Origin of the sequence: Legionella sp. PATHC032 (genome assembly GCF_026191185.1) — a bacterium.
Classification (GTDB): Bacteria; Pseudomonadota; Gammaproteobacteria; order Legionellales; family Legionellaceae; genus Legionella.
The window spans coordinates 1,022,218-1,038,328 of sequence record NZ_JAPHOV010000001.1; the positions used below are offsets into that span (position 1 = coordinate 1,022,218).

Consider the following 16,111-nt stretch of genomic DNA (forward strand, 5'->3'; position numbering starts at 1 on the left):
CTGCAGTTTAAACCATCTCTACATTATTTAACATGCTATGAGCAATCTTGCTACTATCAATTTCGTACTGCCCAGATTCAATTTCAGCTTTGAAATATAATACACGTGCCTCATTGATTTCAGGTAAATCTTTAAGAGATGCTTTTAAAGCTTCCAGTTGTTTCGATGTACTACTTAAATTGACGCTATCAGCGGAATTATTTTCCAGAATAGGACTTTTGGCTTCCTTTTGTTTTGCATTGATACGATTGTCCATATCGATATGCCTTAAATTGGCTGAGTCATTAATTTGGTTAACCATATGAATATCCTCAATCGTATTTATCATGTTTATCGGCTCCTTTTGCAATTTCTTTAGTGAATTAAGGTTGATTTTTAATCTTTTTTTTAAAGTTTTTCTTAAAAATTAAAGTATTAGTTAAAAAGTAACTTTCACAGTTTTATTTCCCGTGACTTGAGCTTCAATAATGCGTTTTGAGGAAAGATTTTTTACTTTTACAGAGTCGCCTAGGGCTCCCTCATTCATTGCAATTCCATCCATGCTCACTGTTAAGTTGTCATTAGAGGCTATTATGGATACCTGTTCTCCTTTATGAACCAGTTTGGCTAATTCAATATTGTAAGGATTAAGGGGGCTGTTAGGTGTGATGTCATGTTTGCAAACCAATCCAATAAGCTCTTTACTGTCAGTAAAATATCCTTGTTTCAGTTTTTGAACATCAAGCTCAGTTTGATATATATCTGAATGACTGATTTTCGTGCCTTTTAGTAAAGCTCGTTTTGCCACAAGTACAGATTTAAATATGGTTACTTTGACAGGTATGTATAAGGTCCAGTGGTTGTTTTCCTCCAAACATTTGATGCCCATTGTATTGGTATTGAGCATGGGTGTTTGATAAGGATTGAATACCTCAAGTTTATTATCATCACAAACTTTTAAGTTTAGGCGAGGATCAATATTATCCGCTGTAACCTGAATTTTGCCTTCAGTATAATTTGATAATTCATTGAGGACGTATTGTTCTATTTTATTTTTTAATAATTCGAGAGACTGACTTGATTCTGGAAATAAACTGGTGCTTGCAAAAAATAAGAAAAAGCTTAGTATGCACTTTTTCACGACATAAACTCCCTTAGTCTATTGAATTTTTATATTGAACCGTACTGTGTCCAAAGCAAGTATTGCGCCAATTTTTAGGAGTATATCATGAGACCTTGTTATTTTGTTTGTATATTGATTTTATTTATGATTGCGATGCCAGGGTACTCTGAAAGCCACCATCCTCGAGAGTTTCTAAAGTCTATTGCCGGTGCAAAAGATGAAGGAAAAAAAATTTTTAATCATTTTTGTATTAATTGCCATGGAAGGAAGCCATTGATTTCTTTAGGCGCCCCTGAAATTGGAAATGAAAAGGCATGGGAGTCAAGATTGAAACAAGGGATGGATGTGCTTTTTAAACATACCGATGAAGGGTTTAATGCCATGCCTCCCAGAGGAGGATGCTTTGAATGTACTGATAAACAGCTGATTTTAGCTATCATTGCGATGGTTCCCAAACAGGCTCAAAAGAAGCCATTAAATAACCTATTAGATCATAAAGAATACAAGTAGTAAAAATTTTTTATAAAAAAGCCTAAACTTATTCAAATTGCTCCCGATATAGTTAAAAAGATAAAGAGGGAGATAGAAAGTGAAAAAACAAATACTGTTAGTTCCAGTTTGTGTCTTGGCTGCCTCTTGTGCATCCATGGATAGATCAACGGCCATAGTCGATGATGCTGGCTATACACATTACACTATGAGTATGGAATCCGATAGAAAGGGTTCTAGTTATTTTCCTGAGAAAAGACAAGCTACAGGTAAAAAGGTATTTATTTTTGATCCTAAAGCTACTGCCTGGGCAGCTTACGATGCCCAGGGTAATCGAGTTAAAACTGGTAGCGCTTCAGGAGGAAAAGATTTTTGTGAGGATGTTGGCAGACCTTGTCGGACTGTAACAGGCAGCTTTAAAGTTTATTCCAAGAAAGGGGAGGAGTGTACCTCGAGTATTTATCCAATAGAAACTGGAGGTGGAGCAAAAATGCCTTATTGCATGCATTTTCATGGCGGTTATTCAATACATGCTGCCTATGAAGTTCCAAACTATAACGCAAGTCATGGCTGCATTCGGGTTTTACCAAGCGCTGCAAAATGGTTAAATCAAAACTTTATTGATGTTGGAACTTCGGTAATCGTTAAACCTTATTAATAAGTAAAGATTCTCCACTACTCCCCCGCTTATTGCGGGGTTTTTTTATTGGATGATTTTATTATCTTGTTCAGACAAAAAGACAATGGTTTTGTGTAAGAAGTCCAGCTAAATTTGGGGTTGGGAGCAAAGCTGATTCAACAATAATTTGAAGCAATAATTATAGAATGCCCTTAATATAAGGCTATTTCTTTCCGGGATTGCTGAAATAGTGTCTAAGACCTATAATCACAAATCACTTAATTATGCCATTTAAAAAGTAGATCTGAATAATGATTCTGTGTATTGATGTAGGAAACTCGCATATATATGGTGGAGTATTTGATGGAGACGAGATTAAACTCCGGTTTCGTCACACTTCCAAGGTAAGTACTTCGGATGAATTGGGCATCTTTCTTAAAAGTGTTTTACGTGAAAATAATTGCTCTCCTGAGACAATTAGAAAAATTGCTATTTGTTCAGTAGTACCCCAAGTGGATTATTCATTGCGGTCAGCCTGTGTGAAGTATTTTTCAATTGACCCGTTTTTATTACAGGCAGGAGTTAAGACTGGATTGAATATCAAATATAGAAATCCGGTTGAGGTTGGAGCAGACCGAATTGCAAATGCTATTGCTGCCACTCATAGTTTTCCTAATCAAAATATTATTGTTATTGATTTTGGTACAGCAACTACTTTTTGCGCTATTTCTCATAAAAAAGCATATTTAGGTGGAGCTATTTTGCCAGGTCTTAGGTTATCTGCTGACGCTTTGTCAAAAAACACTGCAAAATTACCTTCCGTTGAAATTATCAAGACTGACAGTGTGGTAGGGCGTTCTACTATAGAAAGCATTCAGTCTGGAGTCTACTACGGTGTCCTTGGTGCATGTAAAGAATTAATTCAAAGAATTCATCATGAAGCGTTCAATGGTGATAAAATACTAATTTTGGCAACAGGAGGATTTGCGTCTTTATTTGATAAGCAGGGGCTTTATGACCATCTTGTGCCAGATTTGGTTCTCCAGGGGATAAGATTAGCGGCTATGATGAATACTGCCTGAGCAATAAAAGGTTTTGGTTTATATCAGATATACTTCTGTCTATTCTCAAGGAATTTATGGAATGTTTCGTATTCTGATAAGTTAATCAAAAAAGAGGACTGCAAGTCTTATAAGTCCGGAAACCTTTTTGTTTTTGTCTGGATTTCCATTTTTAGTTTTTGCCTTTCGCTTTCTATTAGAAAAACTCTGGACTCTTTCTGCTGTTTTGTTAATTAATTCAAGTTCAAGGCATGAGCCAAACAATTCTAAATCGCTCACTTGCATAATCCGCCTCTTTCATTTTATTACCGCTTTGCAAATGTTTCTGCAGTGCTCATTTGCTCTAAGTAAATAACATCTACAATTTACCTTGAAACAAAATAATCAGTTTATGTAAGAGCTCTAATGACAGTGGCAGGACTTACGATAATCCCTCAATCTCTTTGTTAAAAAATGTTTTTAATTCGGTCATTTAGTTTATCTAAACTCCCTCATTAAAAACATTTTTTACCTCGACCTTGGGATTTATTGTAAGTCCTGAGTGAGCACATATTTGTTCATAAATTATTCTTCTGGATCAAATTAATTGCAAATTTTGGGTTTGCTTCTTTAGTTCATAAAAAAAATTACTCCAAAAGTGGTATTTCAGCTTGACGTGTGTAGAAATGTGTTCCTATAGTGTAGAAAAGTGGGTTAAAATAATAAAAAAGTGGAGAATTGTGGGAGAGTAATTCTCCTTCACTTGGGAAAAAATATGTTTCGTGGAATTAATGCCATCACTATAGACACTAAAGGACGCCTGGCTATTCCTACGCGTTACAGAAGTGCCTTGGGTGCTGAGGATAAAATACCTCTTGTGGTGACTATTGATACCGAAGAAACCTGCTTACTCCTTTATACAGCAGCGCAATGGCAAATTATCGAAGACAATTTGCAGAAGCTACCAAGTTTTAATGCCGCAGCAAGACGAATTCAACGTCTGTTAATCGGACATGCCACTGACGTGGAGGTTGATGCGAATGGACGAGTACTTTTACCCACAGTTTTAAGAAATTATGCGAAGTTAGAAAAAGATGTCGTGATGATAGGCCAGGGAAATAAATTTGAAGTTTGGAATAAAGAATTATGGGAATCCAAACGTGAGCAATGGCTGGCAGAAGAAGCTTCCATGACGGATGGGTTACCCGAGGAAATGAAAACGTTTTCTTTATAACGGAAAGAGAAATGGCAAAGCATCAATCTGTTTTATTACATGAATCAATCAAAGGTTTGGCTATAAAAGCTGATGGTATCTATTTTGATGGAACTTTTGGCCGAGGAGGCCACAGCCGCGAGATTTTAAATCATTTAAGCGATAAAGGTAGACTGTTTGCAATAGATAAGGACCTCGATGCGGTTCAATATGCCAAGGATTATTTTGGTTTGGATAAACGATTTCAAATTTTTCACGGTTCATTTGCGCATATCAAGGAATTTGCATCACAAGCAGGAGTACTTGGAGCCGTCGATGGTATTTTACTTGATCTGGGTGTGTCTTCGCCTCAGTTGGATAATCCAGAAAGAGGCTTTAGTTTTATGCTGCAAGGTCCTCTTGATATGCGCATGGATTTAACTCAATCGATTAATGCTGCGAATTTTGTCAACGAAGCAGAAGTCCACGAGCTGGCTCATGTATTCAGGGCTTACGGTGAGGAAAGATTTGCAGGAAGGATTGCAAAAGCTATTGTTGATGCAAGAAAACTAAAACCAATAACAACCACTTTGCAATTAGCAGAAATTGTTAAAGAAGCAAATCCCAAATGGGAAAAACACAAACATCCTGCAACCCGTGTATTTCAAGCGATTCGAATACATGTCAATCAGGAATTAACAGATTTGAGTAATTGTTTAGAACAATGTCTGGAGGTCTTGGGCCCAGGAGGACGCCTTGCAGTTATCAGTTTCCACTCTTTGGAAGACCGAATAGTCAAACAATTTATGAGAGATAAAGAGCAAGGCAACAGGCCGCCTGTTGAAGTTCCAATCAAATATGAAGCACTAAAGACCAATTTTAAAAAAGTAGGTAAAGCAGTGAAACCACAGAGTGGCGAAATAAAGGAAAATGTTAGATCTCGAAGTGCAGTACTTAGGATAGGGGAGAAATTAGCATGAACGCTGCAGCGAAAGTCATTAATCAAGGTAATTTATTTAATGGTCAATTGGCAGATATGCAAATGTCAAAATCACTCTATATGTTGATAGTATTGTTAGCTGCCGTGTTAGTCAGTGCTTTTGCAGTTATATATAGCACTAATTCCTACAGATTAACTCTCAGTCAAGTACAACAAGAGGAACAGCAAACCCATTTTTTACAATTGCAATGGGGGCAATTATTATTGGAACAGGCCAGTTTGGCAACTCCAGCTCGAGTTGAGGAATTAGCCAGAGAAAAATTGGGAATGACTTTACCAACTTCAGCAAATACTTACTTACTGCATCCTCAATAAGTGAGTCATTTTGGAGGGGTTAAAGTGTTTCCAGATTTTGCATTATATAATCAAAGCTTGATTTTGCCCTGTATTGCGGAGGAAATCACCTCGAAAAAATTGAAAGCTTCATGTACACTTACACGTCATTAATCTTCTTTCCAGGGTGTCATGGAAGACTAAGTGTAAAATAGCCTGATAAATACCAGGCAGGTATATGTGCCTTATGTTTAAGCCTAAGGTAATTTTGAGGAAGAGGCTTCAAGTATATTTTCACTAATTTATTGTTGCGTGCATAGTTAATACTATTTATGAGTAGTCATATATGAAAAAAACACACCATTTTGCCAGGCTGGTTACTGTCGCTGTTTTTTTCTCTTTGATTTTGGCTGTTTTGATATGGAGAATGGTTGATCTCACTGTTCTGCATAGACAATTTTTGCAGGGCCAGGGTGATGCGCGCAGCATCCGAGTTATAGATATTCCTGCCTATCGAGGTATGATTACCGATAGAAATGGTACTCCGCTTGCTGTGAGCACACCTGTTGAATCGGTTTGGGTCAATCCAAAGGAATTTTCTCCGGATGAAGAACAATTTATGCAGTTAGCTAAATACCTGAATTTGGCACCTAAAGAATTAAGTAGAAAAATTGTCCGAGCTGAAAATCGGGAGTTTGTTTATTTACAAAGACAGTTACCTCCACCCCTTTCGAAAAAGATCGAAGCTTTAAAAATCCCAGGTGTTAATTTTCAAAAAGAATTCAAACGTTATTATCCAGATTCAGATAGTATTTCCCCATTAATTGGATTTACCAATGTCGATGATCAAGGATTGGAGGGGATTGAGCTGGCTTATCAAGATTGGCTTATGGGAGTCGTTGGTAAAAAAAGAGTAATCAAAGATCGATTAGGACGAGTTGTCGAAGATCTGGGGGTTTTGAAGGAACCACGCCCGGGACATGAGTTAACTTTGAGTATAGATAGACGACTACAATATTTAGCTTATAGCGAATTAGGTAAAACAGTCGAAGAGTTTTCTGCCAAATCCGGGTCTGTAGTTGTAATAGATGCTGAAAATGGTGAGATCCTGGCTGTGGCTAATGTTCCATCTTATAATCCTAACGCACGTGGGCATTATGATAAGGAAACCTACCGCAACAGAGCCTTCACCGATACTTTCGAGCCTGGGTCTGTCATTAAATCATTCAGTATCGCCAGTGCATTGGAAACAGGCTTATTTACTCCGGATACCATTATTGATACTAATCCAGGATGGATGACTGTCCATGGCAGAACAGTAAGAGATATCCATAATTATGGTGTTTTAGATGTTACCGGAATATTACAACATTCCAGTAATGTGGGTGTTACAAAAATGGTATTATCCACTCCAGCTGAGCAATTAATCGGGTTTTTGCAAAAATGTGGTTTTGGGCAACGCTCTGAGTTGGCATACCCGGGTGAAAGTGAAGGAGGCATAGTAAAAGCCAAGGATGCAAACCCATTCGTTTTAGCCACATTAGGTTTCGGTTATGGCTTGTCTGTTACTGCACTGCAATTGGCTAAAGCCAATTTAATTTTTGCAAATAAAGGACGATTAATACCTGTGACTTTGATTCACAATGATACCCCCAGTAATGGCATTCAAGTGATGCAGCCTAAAACCGCTGAAAATGTACTATTAATGATGGAAGCGGTAATGAATAAGGGTACAGGTAAGGGAGCAAGGGTTCCTGGTTATAGGGTAGCTGGAAAAACTGGAACAGCACGAGTTGCCGGAAAGAATGGATATAAAGACAGGAAATACACAGCCAGTTTTATTGGGATAGCACCAGTTTCCAAACCAAAATTTGTAGTCGCTGTCATTATTCATGAACCTTCACGAAAGGGTTATTATGCTGCCTCTGTGGCAGGACCCTTATTTGCGAAAGTCATGTCAGGTGCTTTACGCTTATTCAATATTCCTACTGATGAGCCAGTTAGTTAAAGAGAATAGGAGCCAATTTTGTGAAACTAACCCAATTATTAGAACCGTGGATTAAAAGGGACATTATTGATGGCACTGTTAGTGACATAAAAAATGACAGTCGTTTGGTGAAAGAAGGGGATTTATTTGCAGCCTATCCAGGGGCAGCTTCCGATGGTCGATTATATATAGAAAAAGCTGTGGCATTAGGTGCTGTCGCTGTGGTTTATGAGCCCAATAATTTACCGCAGGGAATTACTTTGCCAACAGCAATTCCCTGCATAGCCATTCCCCAATTAGCTGAAAAATTAGGAGAAATAGCGAAACGGTTTTTTAATAACCCATCCCAATTTCTTGGTTTAACTGGGGTAACTGGCACAAATGGCAAGACGACTATTGCTTATCAGTTGGCACAGGCACATGATTTACTCGGGCAGCACTCGGCTTACATTGGGACTATAGGGCAAGGCAGGGTGGATTCCTTAAAACCTTTGGAAAATACTACGCCAGATGCTCTTTGTTTGCAGAGGTTGATGCATCAATATAAAGAAGGGGGAATTAAACAGGTTTGTATGGAGGTATCCTCTCATGCGTTGAGCCAGCATAGAGTCGACTCTCTCGAATTTAGTCAGGCTATATTTACCAATTTAACGCTCGATCATTTAGATTATCACCAGACAATGCAAGCTTATGGGGCTGCAAAGTCGAGGTTGTTTGAACGAGCAGAGTTGCAATGGGCTATTATTAATCAGGATGACGACTTTCAAGATCTCATGAGCAATGTGCTAAAGACTCATGTAAAAAAAGTGACTTACGGTATGCATCAAAATTGCGATGTGAAAGCGCTCCAATGGAATATGGATATCACCGGAACAGAAATTGAAGTCAAATCTCCTTGGGGGCACCACCTTCTAAAGATTAAAGCACTGGGTAAGTTTAATATTTATAATAGCCTGGCTGTTTATGGCAGTTTGCTTGCCAGCGGGTATAATCCAGAAAAAGTAGTGCAAATTATGGCTGAATTAAAAGCGGCTCCTGGCCGAATGGAAATTGTCGCTCAATCCCCATATGTTCTTGTTGATTATGCTCATACTCCTGATGCATTGGAAAATGTTCTTATCACCTTAAAACAAATAAAAAAAGGGAGATTGTGGGTTGTATTTGGTTGTGGCGGCGACAGGGATAAAACTAAGCGGCCTATTATGGGAAAGGCAGCCAGCATGTACGCCGATAATATTGTCATTACCAGTGATAATCCAAGAAGTGAAGATCCGGAAATTATTTTAAATGAAATTGCTTGTGGCATTCCTGCCTCTGCACCGGTTTCTAAACTGGTGAATAGAGAAGAGGCAATTGCTTATGCTCTAAGGAAGGCTGAACATAACGATATCATATTAATTGCAGGAAAAGGACATGAATCGTACCAGCAGATAGGGAATACAAAACATGCTTTTTCTGATCAAGAGGTAGTAAGACGTTTGATGAATAATTAAAATTCCAGGATAGGGGGTTAATTATTAGAAACAGACATCTACTCCTTGACCTAATAATGGATATTTTTTTATTGAATCAGAACCAAAATAAGTTGCAAAATCATGACGATAATGATGATTCTTGCGAAGAGTCAAGAACGCGGAGGATAGATTTTCAGCTTGTTTTAACAGTAATGTTTCATGAATTGGGTTATATATTGATAAAGCCAACTCTCTCCAGTCGCTGTTTTCATTTAGTCTATAAGGTTTTTCAGGGCTTGCAAATTCGGGGTATGGAAGACCAAGCATTTGATGTAATTTACGACTTACGATTGTGACGGCAGCAAATTTAGCTTCGAGGCTGTGTCCTGCAATATGTGGTGTGCAAAGTGTTGCTTTGGAGACAATCCGCTTATCTATATGAGGTTCGTTATTGTAGACGTCAGTGCAATACAATATGGTGGAGCCAAGACGCAACAGGGCTTCTTCATTAACGATACCTCCTCGAGAAGCATTGATAATAATGCAGCCAGGTTTTAATTTCTTGAGAAAATCCTGATTCATTAAATTAAGGCTGGGATAGAGAGAATCGTTATTTAATTCAGCATGGACACATAAGAGGTCACATTCGAAAAGATCTTCAAGAGAGCAGCTTTGAAAAGAAGTATCTCTGGTCATTTTGGGTGGATCATAAAGGCATAACTGAAATTCGGCGGCATTTAATCGTTCATAAACTTTAGTACCTACTTGCCCTAAACCTATAATTCCTGCTGTTTTACCTTGAATAAATTGCTGTTTATCTAAATAGGCAAGGCAAGCAACAACATAGTCAGCAACTGATATGGCATTACATCCTTTGGCATCAATAATAGATATGTTTTGCGATTCTAGAAAAGAAAAATCAATATGATCGGTTCCACTGGTTGCGGTTGCGACAACTCTTATTTGATGGTTTTTTAGTAAAACACTATTGATTTTTAGTGTTGAACGACAAAGAAGAATGTCCTTATGATGAAGTAACTCTGGAACTTCATCAGCATTATGATACAAGGTCAGGTTAAATGGCGGTGGAAAAGCACTATCCAATCCTGGCAATAAAGCATCTGCTAAAATGTTCATAAATTAAAAATCGCGCTTAAAATATATAATGAACCGTAGATGAGGGGAGTGAGTATATATCCCAATACATTAGTAAAAATTAATACAATCAATATTAGAAAACCAAATGGTTCTAATTTGGCATAGGCGATAGCTTGTCTTGCTGGCAATAGATTTATTAAGACTTTGCTGCCATCAAGGGGAGGAATAGGGATTAAGTTTAAAAAGGCAAGAATTAAATTGATCATCATTCCCGCTCGAGCTGTAACAAGCAAGAATAAAGCAGCCATTGAACTTTGAGGATTTAAGAAAGTTGCAATTTTAAAACATCCAGCCCATAGGAATGCCATTATCAGATTAGTCAATGGCCCCGCAAGCGTTACCAATATCATATCTCGTCGTGGTTTTCTCAGTTGACTTTGGTTAACTGGAACCGGTTTTGCATAGCCAATTACGAAATTGAAGTTTGTTATCACGCCAATTAAAAGGGGCAATAGAACGGTACCGATTGGATCAATGTGTTTGATAGGGTTTAATGTCAAACGACCAAACATTTTAGCTGTGTTATCACCGCAGCGGTAGGCAACGTAACCATGAGCTAACTCATGAAAAGTAATAGCTAATAATACTGGTAAAGCCCAAATACATATTTGTTGAATTAACGTGAATTCTGGCATTAATATTCTGATGTATTTAATAAAGATCCTGATTTTAACGAATTCTACTCCTTAATAACAAGAGTTGATGAAAAATTGTATGATTCATAATTTCTAATTAATGACAAGGGGATCTTGGCTAAATCGAAAGCATCTTATATGATTCCATTTGATATGAGGATTTATAAGGCTTGGTTTTGATGACGCAATTCGAGAAAACTTTTAATTTCATGACAAAAATCTGGGTAATAATAATCTATATTACCCTTGTTGTTCTCTCTTATTATTTTTTGGATAGAACATTGGCCATTTATTTCCACAACCTGGATCTTCGAGTAAATGTTCATGCATTAACATACTTGACAGCTTTGGGAAAATGGAAGATTTATGTGGCATTGTTTTTAATCACCGCATTATACTTTCGGTACATTCAGCAAAATAAGCAATATGAAATCAGGTCCTGGTATTTATTGGGCTGTGTTTTGCTACCTAATTTATTGACTTTTGTATTAAAAATTAGCCTTAGCCGCGCTCGACCAGATCTCTTGTTTGATAATAACCTCTACGGGTTCTATTGGTTTCAACGCAATGACAATTATTGGTCATTTCCGTCAGGCCATTCTATTACTATAACTGCTTTGGCTGCGGGACTCGGATTTCTCTTTCCAAGGTATTTTTTCCTCTTTATCGGAGTAGCCTTGCTTGTCGTTGCTACCAGGGTTATTTTATATCATCATTATTTAAGTGATGTTATGGCTGGATTTTATATCAGCATGTTGCTTGTTGGTTTATTTACGCGCTATTTGCAAAGGAATCACTATCTCAATAAAGTAAATTAGACTCTATAAATCGTAGTCAAGTTTATTAAGGGAGTAATTATGACTATAGAAAGGGAATTAAAAAATTTTGTAAGATTGTATGCGGAATGGGACACAACTAATAATTGTTATAAGTCCCAATTAGATAAGGATACCTTATTGAGATTGGAAAGAGATTTCGCAAGATTTATTAACCAGCAATTATTGATAGATGGACCAGAAAAAGAAAAAATTGTTAAAAATTATAAAAGACTAACTCTCTGCTTTCACCCCGATCATTCTTCAGGATTTTCGCCAGAAATGGTTTGGCTGGAGAATAATTTATCTCAGAGCAACAGTAATGGAGCGTGTTTTAAGATACTTGGCTTGTGTTACGAAAAATTAATTTCACCTGAAAAATTCAAAGATAGTAGTTTAGGAGATATCAAAAGCAAGGATGATTTTAAACAATGGCTGGAAAGTTTAAGAGCCAAGACAACGACCTATTCTGGCCAGAGCTTTTGTAACAGTTTAATTGATTTATTAGATCAATCCAGTGGTTTTTTTGATGACACTGGCAAAATAAAACCTAGGGGACTTAGAGTTTTACTTCGATTTATTCCAGTAGTATTTGCCAGTTATGGTACTTTTCTTTTTGCAGAAGAGTTGTTTGCTATCTATGCGCTCTATTTTATTTTATTGAAAGGAGGGCAGTACCTGGAGAGCACTGAATCCAGTCAATTAAAAAAAATAGGCTGCACTTTGCAAGAAATCAGTATTATTACTGCAACTGCATCGACCACTCTATTGGTTCGCTTGCTTGAAATGACTTTTTGGGCTTCGCGCCAATTTCTTGATGTGAGTTTGCAAATTGGTTCTGCGCTTTTAAAACCCATGTTACCCTCGCCTGAGACTAAGGAAAAATCAGAGTTTGATACAGCTGCCAATTTATGTAGAGATTTAATATTGGCTAGCCATAATACCAGTGAGGGAATGCGATTCAAGACACCGGAATTAAAAGTCATTACTGCTCCTTTGGAATCTTATCTTGGTTTAAATGCGCAGCAATTTTTTGGTGACTTGAGAATAGGTCGAGAGAAACGTTTAAAGGTGGAGGCGTTTTTATTCAAGATGAGAGTGTTGGATTCTCTGCCTGGGCCTTTGGAAGAGAAATTGATAGAAGCTCAAAAAGAACTGGATAAGATAAAGAAGGACACCAAGGTGTTCACAAGTAATACAGCAAAAGCAGTAAAAGAAGCAGAACAAGTTATCTCTATGTTACAAGACCCAGATTCTATGCAATTGGTGGTTTATAAGGGAACTTAACAGCTGTTTATAAGCAAATATCTCATGTTTATTTTTATATGAGTTGAGTTTTGTACCAACCAGCGCCCAATGATTAGGTAGATAAAAATCGAGAAGGGTTTCATTTAGCAGGACTTAATTAGGATAAATTAGCTTTTGTTCTAATTAAAAACAACCTCTTGAATTTATACCCCTATCTCTGGCAAGATGCAGACTGATTTGATATTCCAGTGAGGAACCATGAAAATACTCGTGGCTGTAAAACGTGTGATTGACCCTTATGTCAAGATTCGAGTGAAATCGGATAATTCAGGAGTTGAAACTCAAAACATCAAGATGGCAATGAACCCATTTGATGAAATAGCCATTGAAGAGGCATTGCGCTTACGAGAAAAAAATTGGGCAACGGAAGTGATTGCTGTCAGCATTGGCTCTGATAGCTCTCAGGAAACTTTAAGGCACGCTTTAGCTTTGGGTGCGGATAAAGCTATTTTAGTGCGAACAGAAAAATCCTTCGAAAGTCTTAATATAGCCAAGATATTAAACAGTATCATAGCTAATGAAAAACCTGATTTGGTTTTGATGGGTAAACAATCGATAGATGGTGATAATAATCAAACTCCTCAAATGCTGGCTGCATTATTGAATTGGCCGCAGGCTACCTATGCGTCGAAGCTTATTCCCGATAATAATAATCTTGAAGTGGTGAGAGAAATTGATGGTGGTTTGGAAACGCTTAAGGTGCAGCTGCCTGCAGTAATCAGTACTGATCTTCGCTTAAATGAACCCAGATATGCCAGTTTGCCAAATATTATGAAGGCCAAACGTAAGCCTCTTGATATCATTGAGCTGGATTCACTTGGCTTATCTCTTAAACAACACGTTGAAATATTAAAGGTTAATGCCCCGGCAACGAGAAGTGGTGGTGTCATACTTGATTCTGTGGCTGCATTGTTGGATAAACTACAACATGAAGCCAAAGTGCTTTAATTAAGGAGATGAGATGAGCACTTTAGTTTTAGTTGAACATAATAATCAGCAGTTACATCCAGCAACCCGAAATACACTGTCTGCTGCTTTAGAGCTCGGTAATAAAATTACATTGTTGGTGGCTGGTTATCAATGCCGTCCAGTAGCAGAGGAGGCGGCTAGACTGGAAGGAGTGCATGCTGTTTTGCATGTAGATAATCCATGTTACGAACATCAACTGGCTGAATCAATTAGCGATTTGGTTGTGTCTTTTGCGAATTCATTCAGTGCTATTTTAGCTCCTTCCAGTACTTTTGGGAAAAATATATTGCCCAGAGTTGCTGCGCAACTTGATGTGGCCCAGATTTCTGATGTGAGCAAGATAATTAATTCAGACACATTTGAGCATCCTGTTTATGCTGGTAATGCTATAGAGACCGTACGTGTTTTAGATTCATTAAAAGTAATGACTATTAGAACTACAGCTTTTGACCCCATCACATCAAGCCAGGAAGCATGTTGTATAGAAAGTATTGATAAGGAATTTCAAGACAAAGGAAGTCAATTTGTTCGCCATGAATTAAGTAAATCCGAGAGACCGGATTTAGGTAGTGCAAAAATAGTTGTTTCTGGCGGTAGAGGGTTACAAAGTGCAGAAAAATTCAAATTAATCGAAGAGTTAGCTGACACTTTGGGTGCAGCAGTAGGGGCATCCAGAGCCGCAGTCGATGCCGGTTTTGTTCCTAATGATTATCAGGTTGGTCAAACCGGGAAGGTAGTGGCTCCTATGCTTTATATTGCCATAGGTATTTCTGGAGCAGTTCAACATTTGGCAGGTATGAAGGATTCCAAGGTGATTGTTGCAATTAATAAAGACGCAGATGCACCTATTTTCCAAATTGCGACTTATGGGTTAGTAGGTGATCTGTTTGAATTAGTTCCACAATTAATAGAACAATTAAAGAATCGATAAGAGGTAACAATATGTTAGTAGGTGTTCCAAAAGAAATCAAATCGCACGAAAACAGAGTAGGACTTGTTCCCTCCAGCGTTAGGGAAATTATCAGAGCAGGAAGTGAGGTATTGGTAGAGAAGGGAGCTGGGCTTGGTATCGGCATATCGGATGATGATTACAGAAATGCCGGAGCCGAAGTGGTTGATACTGCTGATGACGTATTTGCCAATGCGGAATTAATAGTCAAAGTAAAAGAACCTCAGCCTATCGAATGTAAACGGTTACGTGAAGGGCAAACATTATTTACTTATTTACATTTAGCCCCTGACCCTCATCAAGCGCGTTTATTAAAAGAATCTGGGGTTACAGCGATAGCTTATGAAACTGTAACACAGGACGATGGAGGATTACCTTTACTTACTCCCATGTCTCAAGTGGCTGGTCGTATGGCAATCCAAGCCGGTGCACATTGTTTGGAGATGGCCCAAGGTGGTAGCGGCATATTGTTAGGCGGTGTACCGGGTGTTGCTGCAGCCAATGTCGTGGTTATTGGTGGTGGGGTTGTTGGAACAAATGCTGTTCGCATGGCGATGGGTATGGAAGCTCGTGTTATTGTGCTAGATCGTTCACTGCAACGTTTGAATGAATTGGATTTTCAGTTTGGCTCTAAACTTAATACAGTCTATTCAACTGCAGATTCCATAGAAAAATATGTATCCAGTGCTGATTTAGTGATTGGTGCTGTATTGGTACCAGGTGCTGCAGCCCCGAAATTAGTGACTCGCTCTATGTTGAGCTCAATGCGTCCTGGATCTGTTTTAGTCGATGTTGCTATTGATCAAGGGGGGTGTTTTGAGACAAGTCGTGCAACAACCCATCAAGAACCTACTTATGTAGTCGATAATGTAGTGCATTATTGTGTGGCCAATATGCCTGGTGCTGTACCAAGAACATCTACATTTGCTTTAAATAATGCCACATTACCTTTCATTTTAAGTATTGTCACCAAAGGGGTTAAGTTGGCTTTATTAAGTGACCCGCATTTACTCAATGGCTTGAATGTTCACCAAGGTAAAATCACTTATGAGGCTGTTGCTCGTGATTTGGGATATGAATACACGCCAGCTTCAGCTGCTTTATCAGGACGATAATTAGTA

18 protein-coding genes are annotated in these 16,111 nt (G+C 38.0%); 13 read left to right on the plus strand and 5 right to left on the minus strand.

Annotated features, from left to right (window positions below):
* Positions 1-7: 7 nt before the first annotated feature.
* Together flgM and flgA are read right to left on the minus strand one after the other, a co-directional pair.
* Complete coding sequence (gene flgM / locus OQJ02_RS04710) at positions 8-328, minus strand: flagellar biosynthesis anti-sigma factor FlgM (protein ID WP_265718094.1); 321 nt, start codon at positions 326-328, stop codon at positions 8-10.
* Positions 329-418: 90 nt separating this feature from the next.
* Positions 419-1,120: a flagellar basal body P-ring formation chaperone FlgA gene (flgA, locus tag OQJ02_RS04715; protein ID WP_265718095.1), complete on the minus strand. Its 702-nt coding sequence runs from the start codon at positions 1,118-1,120 to the stop codon at positions 419-421.
* Between the two features lie 87 nt (positions 1,121-1,207).
* Between flgA and OQJ02_RS04720 the strand changes: the two genes are divergently transcribed.
* The 3 genes from OQJ02_RS04720 to OQJ02_RS04730 all read left to right on the plus strand — a co-directional run bounded on the left by OQJ02_RS04720 (position 1,208) and on the right by OQJ02_RS04730 (position 3,292).
* Positions 1,208-1,612, plus strand: a complete 405-nt coding sequence (locus tag OQJ02_RS04720) for a c-type cytochrome (protein ID WP_265718096.1) — start codon at positions 1,208-1,210, stop codon at positions 1,610-1,612.
* A 79-nt stretch (positions 1,613-1,691) separates the two neighbouring features.
* Positions 1,692-2,249, plus strand: a complete 558-nt coding sequence (locus OQJ02_RS04725) for a L,D-transpeptidase (protein WP_265718097.1) — start codon at positions 1,692-1,694, stop codon at positions 2,247-2,249.
* Positions 2,250-2,521: 272 nt separating this feature from the next.
* Positions 2,522-3,292, plus strand: a complete 771-nt coding sequence (locus OQJ02_RS04730; RefSeq protein WP_265718098.1) for a type III pantothenate kinase — start codon at positions 2,522-2,524, stop codon at positions 3,290-3,292.
* An 81-nt stretch (positions 3,293-3,373) separates the two neighbouring features.
* Here the strand turns inward: OQJ02_RS04730 and OQJ02_RS04735 are convergent, their stop codons facing one another.
* A complete protein-coding gene (locus tag OQJ02_RS04735; RefSeq protein ID WP_265718099.1) occupies positions 3,374-3,550 on the minus strand; it encodes a hypothetical protein in 177 nt (58 codons plus the stop codon).
* A gap of 475 nt (positions 3,551-4,025) precedes the next feature.
* Here OQJ02_RS04735 and mraZ point away from each other — a divergent pair, with 475 nt between their 5' ends.
* The 5 genes from mraZ to OQJ02_RS04760 all read left to right on the plus strand — a co-directional run bounded on the left by mraZ (position 4,026) and on the right by OQJ02_RS04760 (position 9,195).
* Positions 4,026-4,484: a division/cell wall cluster transcriptional repressor MraZ gene (mraZ, locus tag OQJ02_RS04740; RefSeq protein ID WP_011213343.1), complete on the plus strand. Its 459-nt coding sequence runs from the start codon at positions 4,026-4,028 to the stop codon at positions 4,482-4,484.
* 11 nt (positions 4,485-4,495) lie between these two features.
* The gene (rsmH, locus tag OQJ02_RS04745) at positions 4,496-5,422 is read left to right on the plus strand and encodes a 16S rRNA (cytosine(1402)-N(4))-methyltransferase RsmH (RefSeq protein WP_265718100.1); all 927 of its coding nucleotides are present in this window, start codon (positions 4,496-4,498) and stop codon (positions 5,420-5,422) included.
* Entirely contained in the window at positions 5,419-5,757 is a 339-nt protein-coding gene (ftsL, locus tag OQJ02_RS04750; protein ID WP_011213345.1) for a cell division protein FtsL, read from the plus strand. Before rsmH ends, ftsL begins: the two co-directional genes overlap by 4 nt.
* 304 nt (positions 5,758-6,061) lie before the next feature.
* Positions 6,062-7,723 carry a peptidoglycan D,D-transpeptidase FtsI family protein gene (locus OQJ02_RS04755; protein ID WP_011946011.1) on the plus strand — a complete coding sequence of 554 codons (1,662 nt, stop codon included), beginning with the start codon at positions 6,062-6,064 and terminating at the stop codon, positions 7,721-7,723.
* A gap of 20 nt (positions 7,724-7,743) precedes the next feature.
* Positions 7,744-9,195 carry a UDP-N-acetylmuramoyl-L-alanyl-D-glutamate--2,6-diaminopimelate ligase gene (locus OQJ02_RS04760; RefSeq protein WP_265718101.1) on the plus strand — a complete coding sequence of 484 codons (1,452 nt, stop codon included), beginning with the start codon at positions 7,744-7,746 and terminating at the stop codon, positions 9,193-9,195.
* 24 nt (positions 9,196-9,219) lie between these two features.
* Here OQJ02_RS04760 and OQJ02_RS04765 read toward each other — a convergent pair whose 3' ends face one another.
* Together OQJ02_RS04765 and OQJ02_RS04770 are read right to left on the minus strand one after the other, a co-directional pair.
* Positions 9,220-10,293 carry a 4-phosphoerythronate dehydrogenase gene (locus OQJ02_RS04765; RefSeq protein ID WP_265718102.1) on the minus strand — a complete coding sequence of 358 codons (1,074 nt, stop codon included), beginning with the start codon at positions 10,291-10,293 and terminating at the stop codon, positions 9,220-9,222.
* Entirely contained in the window at positions 10,290-10,949 is a 660-nt protein-coding gene (locus tag OQJ02_RS04770; protein ID WP_265718103.1) for a site-2 protease family protein, read from the minus strand. The genes OQJ02_RS04765 and OQJ02_RS04770 overlap by 4 nt, the downstream gene beginning before the upstream one ends.
* Positions 10,950-11,128: 179 nt before the next feature.
* On the opposite strand from OQJ02_RS04770, the gene OQJ02_RS04775 reads away from it, so the two are divergent.
* From OQJ02_RS04775 to ald, 5 genes are all read left to right on the plus strand, one after another.
* The gene (locus tag OQJ02_RS04775) at positions 11,129-11,767 is read left to right on the plus strand and encodes a phosphatase PAP2 family protein (RefSeq protein WP_265718104.1); all 639 of its coding nucleotides are present in this window, start codon (positions 11,129-11,131) and stop codon (positions 11,765-11,767) included.
* Positions 11,768-11,806: 39 nt separating this feature from the next.
* Positions 11,807-13,051, plus strand: a complete 1,245-nt coding sequence (locus OQJ02_RS04780; RefSeq protein WP_265718105.1) for a J domain-containing protein — start codon at positions 11,807-11,809, stop codon at positions 13,049-13,051.
* Positions 13,052-13,270: 219 nt separating this feature from the next.
* Positions 13,271-14,020 carry an electron transfer flavoprotein subunit beta/FixA family protein gene (locus tag OQJ02_RS04785; RefSeq protein ID WP_265718106.1) on the plus strand — a complete coding sequence of 250 codons (750 nt, stop codon included), beginning with the start codon at positions 13,271-13,273 and terminating at the stop codon, positions 14,018-14,020.
* Positions 14,021-14,033: 13 nt separating this feature from the next.
* Positions 14,034-14,972 (plus strand): electron transfer flavoprotein subunit alpha/FixB family protein, encoded by a 939-nt coding sequence (locus OQJ02_RS04790; RefSeq protein WP_265718107.1) that lies wholly within the window; start codon positions 14,034-14,036, stop codon positions 14,970-14,972.
* Positions 14,973-14,983: 11 nt separating this feature from the next.
* Positions 14,984-16,105 (plus strand): alanine dehydrogenase, encoded by a 1,122-nt coding sequence (gene ald / locus OQJ02_RS04795; RefSeq protein WP_265718108.1) that lies wholly within the window; start codon positions 14,984-14,986, stop codon positions 16,103-16,105.
* Positions 16,106-16,111: the final 6 nt, after the last annotated feature.

Bases quoted from the DNA above. Each gene is read 5' to 3' on its own strand.
- flgM (WP_265718094.1), bottom strand. From the start codon at position 328: ATGATAAATACGATTGAGGATATTCATATGGTTAACCAAATTAATGAC.
- OQJ02_RS04720 (WP_265718096.1), top strand. From the start codon at position 1,208: ATGAGACCTTGTTATTTTGTTTGTATATTGATTTTATTTATGATTGCG.
- OQJ02_RS04730 (WP_265718098.1), top strand. From the start codon at position 2,522: ATGATTCTGTGTATTGATGTAGGAAACTCGCATATATATGGTGGAGTA.
- mraZ (WP_011213343.1), top strand. From the start codon at position 4,026: ATGTTTCGTGGAATTAATGCCATCACTATAGACACTAAAGGACGCCTG.
- rsmH (WP_265718100.1), top strand. From the start codon at position 4,496: ATGGCAAAGCATCAATCTGTTTTATTACATGAATCAATCAAAGGTTTG.
- ftsL (WP_011213345.1), top strand. From the start codon at position 5,419: ATGAACGCTGCAGCGAAAGTCATTAATCAAGGTAATTTATTTAATGGT.
- OQJ02_RS04755 (WP_011946011.1), top strand. From the start codon at position 6,062: ATGAAAAAAACACACCATTTTGCCAGGCTGGTTACTGTCGCTGTTTTT.
- OQJ02_RS04765 (WP_265718102.1), bottom strand. From the start codon at position 10,293: ATGAACATTTTAGCAGATGCTTTATTGCCAGGATTGGATAGTGCTTTT.
- OQJ02_RS04770 (WP_265718103.1), bottom strand. From the start codon at position 10,949: ATGCCAGAATTCACGTTAATTCAACAAATATGTATTTGGGCTTTACCA.
- OQJ02_RS04775 (WP_265718104.1), top strand. From the start codon at position 11,129: ATGACGCAATTCGAGAAAACTTTTAATTTCATGACAAAAATCTGGGTA.
- OQJ02_RS04780 (WP_265718105.1), top strand. From the start codon at position 11,807: ATGACTATAGAAAGGGAATTAAAAAATTTTGTAAGATTGTATGCGGAA.
- OQJ02_RS04785 (WP_265718106.1), top strand. From the start codon at position 13,271: ATGAAAATACTCGTGGCTGTAAAACGTGTGATTGACCCTTATGTCAAG.
- OQJ02_RS04790 (WP_265718107.1), top strand. From the start codon at position 14,034: ATGAGCACTTTAGTTTTAGTTGAACATAATAATCAGCAGTTACATCCA.
- ald (WP_265718108.1), top strand. From the start codon at position 14,984: ATGTTAGTAGGTGTTCCAAAAGAAATCAAATCGCACGAAAACAGAGTA.